The 4,267-nt window shown below is 58.6% G+C and carries 5 protein-coding genes and 1 pseudogene; 2 read left to right on the forward strand and 4 right to left on the reverse strand.

Going from position 1 to position 4,267, the window contains the following annotated elements; genetic code table 11:
* Positions 1 to 120 precede the first annotated feature (120 nt).
* Together E1K68_RS27350 and E1K68_RS28155 are read right to left on the reverse strand one after the other, a co-directional pair.
* Positions 121 to 1,518, reverse strand: coding sequence for an FAD/NAD(P)-binding protein (locus E1K68_RS27350; protein WP_212614948.1), 1,398 nt, complete (start codon positions 1,516 to 1,518; stop codon positions 121 to 123).
* Between the two features lie 12 nt (positions 1,519 to 1,530).
* Positions 1,531 to 1,691: pseudogene (locus E1K68_RS28155) on the reverse strand (ABC transporter ATP-binding protein); the annotation flags it as partial.
* 34 nt (positions 1,692 to 1,725) lie between these two features.
* Here E1K68_RS28155 and E1K68_RS27355 point away from each other — a divergent pair.
* A complete protein-coding gene (locus tag E1K68_RS27355; RefSeq protein WP_157255546.1) occupies positions 1,726 to 1,872 on the forward strand; it encodes a hypothetical protein in 147 nt (48 codons plus the stop codon).
* Between the two features lie 140 nt (positions 1,873 to 2,012).
* Here the strand turns inward: E1K68_RS27355 and E1K68_RS27360 are convergent, their stop codons facing one another.
* Both E1K68_RS27360 and E1K68_RS27365 read right to left on the reverse strand, forming a co-directional pair.
* Positions 2,013 to 2,369 (reverse strand): hypothetical protein, encoded by a 357-nt coding sequence (locus tag E1K68_RS27360; RefSeq protein ID WP_032900748.1) that lies wholly within the window; start codon positions 2,367 to 2,369, stop codon positions 2,013 to 2,015.
* A 153-nt stretch (positions 2,370 to 2,522) separates the two neighbouring features.
* Entirely contained in the window at positions 2,523 to 3,086 is a 564-nt protein-coding gene (locus E1K68_RS27365) for an XRE family transcriptional regulator (protein ID WP_003192155.1), read from the reverse strand.
* 92 nt (positions 3,087 to 3,178) lie between these two features.
* On the opposite strand from E1K68_RS27365, the gene E1K68_RS27370 reads away from it, so the two are divergent.
* The gene (locus E1K68_RS27370; protein ID WP_003192156.1) at positions 3,179 to 4,108 is read left to right on the forward strand and encodes a DMT family transporter; all 930 of its coding nucleotides are present in this window, start codon (positions 3,179 to 3,181) and stop codon (positions 4,106 to 4,108) included.
* Positions 4,109 to 4,267 lie beyond the last annotated feature (159 nt).

The raw sequence follows: 4,267 nt of genomic DNA on the forward strand, positions 1-4,267 counted from the left end.
CTGTAGGAGCGAGCTTGCTCGCGAAAAACGTCAACGATAACGCGTGCTTCCTGAACAAACGCGGTGCCCTCAGGCTCTTCGCAGGCAAGCCAGCTCCTACATTTGGCCCTGTGGCATCCGTTAGATAGCTGTCGTAAGCCTGGCGGCCAGCGCCTTGGCCTGCAGCGCCACATCGGTCACCGCCGTACTTTCCCACCACATCCCCCGCAACGGCGGCCCCATGGCGAACAGTCGCGGGCTGACCTGGCCCCGAGCATCCAGCACCGCCCCCGTTGCATCCGCCGCGATCCCCAGCGCCAATGGCCCAGGCTGGACCAACCCGCGCTTGAGCAATTGCTGCGGCAAAGGCCGGGCCACCCGGCGCCAGTCGTATTCGATGCCGCTGGAATTGATCAGCGCAGCGCCCACAACCTGATTGATCATCTCTTCACCACGGTAGCGCAGCGCAATGGCAACCCCCTCTTGCGACGGCATCAAGCCCTTGAACGACGCCGCATGAATCCGCAGCCGCCCTTCCTCCTGCAAGCGCTCCACCAATTGCGCACTCATTGGCGGCGAACGGTGATGGTGGCTTTCCCACCAGGGGCGCACATGCCGCACAAACTGGCGTTTCTGAGCCTCACTGGCCTGGCTCCACAGGCGCGCTATGTGCACGCGCACCGTGTCCAACGGCGCCTGCCAGTCTGTGCCTTGCCCCAACGCGAGCTGGCATTGGCGTCGCACCTCACGCAGCAACTGTCGGGGGCTGCTCAGGCTGTGGTCGGCGGCGAGGAAGTCGTTCCAGCTCGGCGGTTGCCGGCGTACATGGGGCAACAAGCCGTGGCGCGAAAAAACCTCGATAGGCCCGCGATGGCCGGCCTGCTCCAGGGAGACCACGGCATCGACCATGGTCAGGCCCGAGCCGATGATCAGCACGGTCGATTGTGGGTCGAGACGAGTCATCGCGGGGACATCCCAGGGGTCCAGCGCGGCGGCATTCAATCCTGTGGACTCGGTCTGCGGAGTGCGCGCCGCCGGGAACATGCCAGTGGCCAATACCGCACAGGCGCCGCGCAGTTGCTCGCCAGTATCGAGAGTCAACAACGCCGAGGTGGCATCGACTTGCAGGTCTACCCCTTCGGCGCGGATGTGCTCGACGCTCGATGTAGAAAGCGCCTTGGCTTGCGCCAGACGCTGCTGCGCGTACAGGCCGAAAAGCCCCCGTGGCGGGAACAGCTCGCTGATGGGCACATGCTGTTGATACGACTCGGGCCATCCCCCGGCGCTGATGTAGTCGGTGAGCCACTGAGTGAGGTCGTCAGCATTGTCCGGGTCAACGCTCATGCGGGCGGCATTGCCGTTCAGCGTATGGCCCAATTCGACCGCGCTGTAGGCTTCGCCACGCCCCAGTTCAGCGCGAGGTTCGACTATCAGGATGCGCCGCGTGCCCGGTAGGCGCAGCAGTTGCACGGCCAGCATCGTACCGCTCAGGCCGCCACCGATGATCAGCACGTCAGCGTTGCGAGTTGATTGATTCATGCTGGTTCACCCTTACTGTTTGCCCAGACAAATGTCATGTCCCGCACCAACAACGGCGCGGTACTGCGACTCAGGACCACCCGCCCAGTATCCAGCACGTAGCTCTGAGATGCATAGTTGAACGCGACATTGACAGTGTGCTCAGCGATCAGGAGCCTCACCCGCTACTCGCGGGCATTAGCATGGCCTGGGCAATTAGGATTGTCTTTGACTGAAACGCTGCGAGAGCAAGGCGGGCCGTGGCAGTTGGCAATGAAATGGAGAGCCGATGCACAGACAGATACCGATGTTCGCAGCTTTTGGAAGGGTAAGATAAAACAATCAGCAGCTGTTTTTGTCATGGCGATCTATTGACAATTATCGCACTGGAAACAGCCACGACTTTCGCGTGCGTCCAAGTCTCCTCGCCATATGAAAACACTGGAAAATCACGCCAGAACAGATGGCAAGGACAAACGTTGCATGACTTATCAAAACACTCAGGTTAGAAAGCCCTATACGACGTGATAGACCCTTTCTCCGGAGCGCCCCACAATTTCTCCCCCGCGCCTCACGTAATACGAAATAGTTGTCGTAGTGCCACCACGCAATGAACGTACTAATACGTCGATAGTGGCGCAAGGATTAGTGACCTCACGAAAACTGAACCACGTTCCGCCCTCCACTTTTTGGGAGCAAGCTACCTCGTCCTCAAGTTGGATACCGGCATAGGGGAACACGTGCATGTAAGCGAGTTTATTCTCGATATCGTGATTATTGAGCGTCCCATCAGGGTTCACCGGAGTGATCGAAGCATCAGGCAACGTCGAGCCAGGCAGGTTTGTAGCTGGATCAGGCAAAAAAATATCCATTGACTATCTCCTTCAATAAGTTAACTCGACTTGCGCTGATAGCACATCAACGATATCGAGAAACCAATCTAGCAAATATGACGAACGCTTAAACCTGTCAAACTCAACAGTTGACAAACAATAAAAACTGTCGACAGACACCTGACAAATTAATCAAATAACGACATTACGAACAAACTGCACCGCGACCTCACTATCATTGCGGTAGACGTGGCCTTGGCGGCTGGCAAACATAAAAAACTCGCCAGCGCTGACGATTATTTTTTCGTCTCCCACTTTCAGTGTCAGGTGACCTTCATATACAAACAACTGCACGCTCCACCCTTCCGGATCCGGCTCGGGACAGTAGCGATCCCCTGGTTCCAAGCGCATCTCCCACAATTCAACTTCACGTCGAGCGTTAGCCTTAGCCAGTAATACGGCTTTGCTGCCCGGGATCTCACCCGCCCAGGCCAGCTCGTTGATGCAGCTGTGATCGGGAGCATCCGGCGCCTGAATCAGATCACTGAACGCCACGTCCAACGCTTCGGCGACACGGTCCAGGGTCGACAGGCTGACGTTCTTCTCCCCCGCTTCAATCGCCACCAGCATGCGCCGGCTGACACCGGACTTTTCCGAGAGCGCGGTCTGGCTCAGGTCGGCGGCATGGCGCAGGCGACGAACGTTCTGGCTGACGTGCTGCAGGACCGAGGCCCGTTGCGGATTTTCTTTGTGCACTATATTGCTCAATAGGTGGGTGTGCGCAGTATACTGCCCAGCGTGCGGCGCATTGTGCGGTCCGTGCTTTCCCCTTGCAAGACCGAGCCGCCATGACCACCCCGAACTCCCCTTCGCGTTTCAACCGTTTCAGTAAAGCCGAATGCATCCTGGTGGTGATCACCATGATCTGGGGCGGCACCTTTTTGCTCGTGCAGCACGCTATGGCCGTCAGCGGGCCGATGTTTTTTGTGGGTCTGCGCTTCGCGGCGGCGACGATAGTGGTTGGGCTTTTTTCCTTGCGCACCCTGCGCGACCTGACCCTGTTCGAATTGAAGGCCGGGGTGTTTATCGGGGTGGCGATCATGTTCGGCTATGGCTTGCAGACCATTGGCCTGCAAACCATCTTGAGCAGCCAGTCGGCGTTTATCACCGCCTTGTATGTACCATTCGTGCCGCTGTTGCAGTGGCTGGTATTGGGCCGTCGCCCCGGGTTGATGCCCAGCATCGGCATCATGCTGGCGTTTGCCGGGTTGATGCTGTTGACCGGCCCGGCGGGGGCTTCACTGAACTTCAGCCCAGGTGAAATCGCTACGCTGGTCGGTGCCGTGGCAATAGCGGCCGAGATCATCTTGATCAGCGCATTTGCAGGCCAAGTGGATATTCGTCGGGTGACCGTGGTGCAACTGGCCACCGCTTCGGTGCTGTCGTTCATGATGGTGGTGCCCATGGGCGAGGCGTTGCCGGGCTTTTCCTGGCTGCTGTTGTTCAGTGCCGTGGGCCTGGGCTTGACCAGTGCGGTGATCCAGGTGGCGATGAACTGGGCCCAGCAAAGTGTTTCGCCAACCCGGGCGACGTTGATTTATGCCGGTGAGCCGGTGTGGGCCGGCGTTGTGGGGCGAATCGCCGGGGAACGGTTCCCGCCAATCGCGATGCTGGGCGCGGTGTTGATTGTGGTGGCGGTGATTGTGAGTGAGTTGAAGACGAAGGGGCAGAAGGCCGTTGAGCAGGCAGATGCCTTGGAACAGGAGCGTCAGGGCTAACCTGGGAACGCTGTGGTGCCTGCTCTATCGTCATCGCGGGCAAGCCCGAATACCAGTCAGTTAAGGCTTTTTGTAGGAGCGAGCTTGCTCGCGAAAAACTTACAGGCGCCGCGTTCATTCAGCAAACACGCGTTATCGTTGACGTTTTTCGCGAGCAAG

It is taken from the genome of Pseudomonas sp. B2021 (assembly GCF_018135665.1).
GTDB classification, from domain to species: domain Bacteria; phylum Pseudomonadota; class Gammaproteobacteria; order Pseudomonadales; family Pseudomonadaceae; genus Aquipseudomonas; species Aquipseudomonas lactis.

Bases quoted from the DNA above. Each gene is read 5' to 3' on its own strand.
- E1K68_RS27370 (WP_003192156.1), top strand. From the start codon at position 3,179: ATGACCACCCCGAACTCCCCTTCGCGTTTCAACCGTTTCAGTAAAGCC.
- E1K68_RS27350 (WP_212614948.1), bottom strand. From the start codon at position 1,518: ATGAATCAATCAACTCGCAACGCTGACGTGCTGATCATCGGTGGCGGC.
- E1K68_RS27360 (WP_032900748.1), bottom strand. From the start codon at position 2,369: ATGGATATTTTTTTGCCTGATCCAGCTACAAACCTGCCTGGCTCGACG.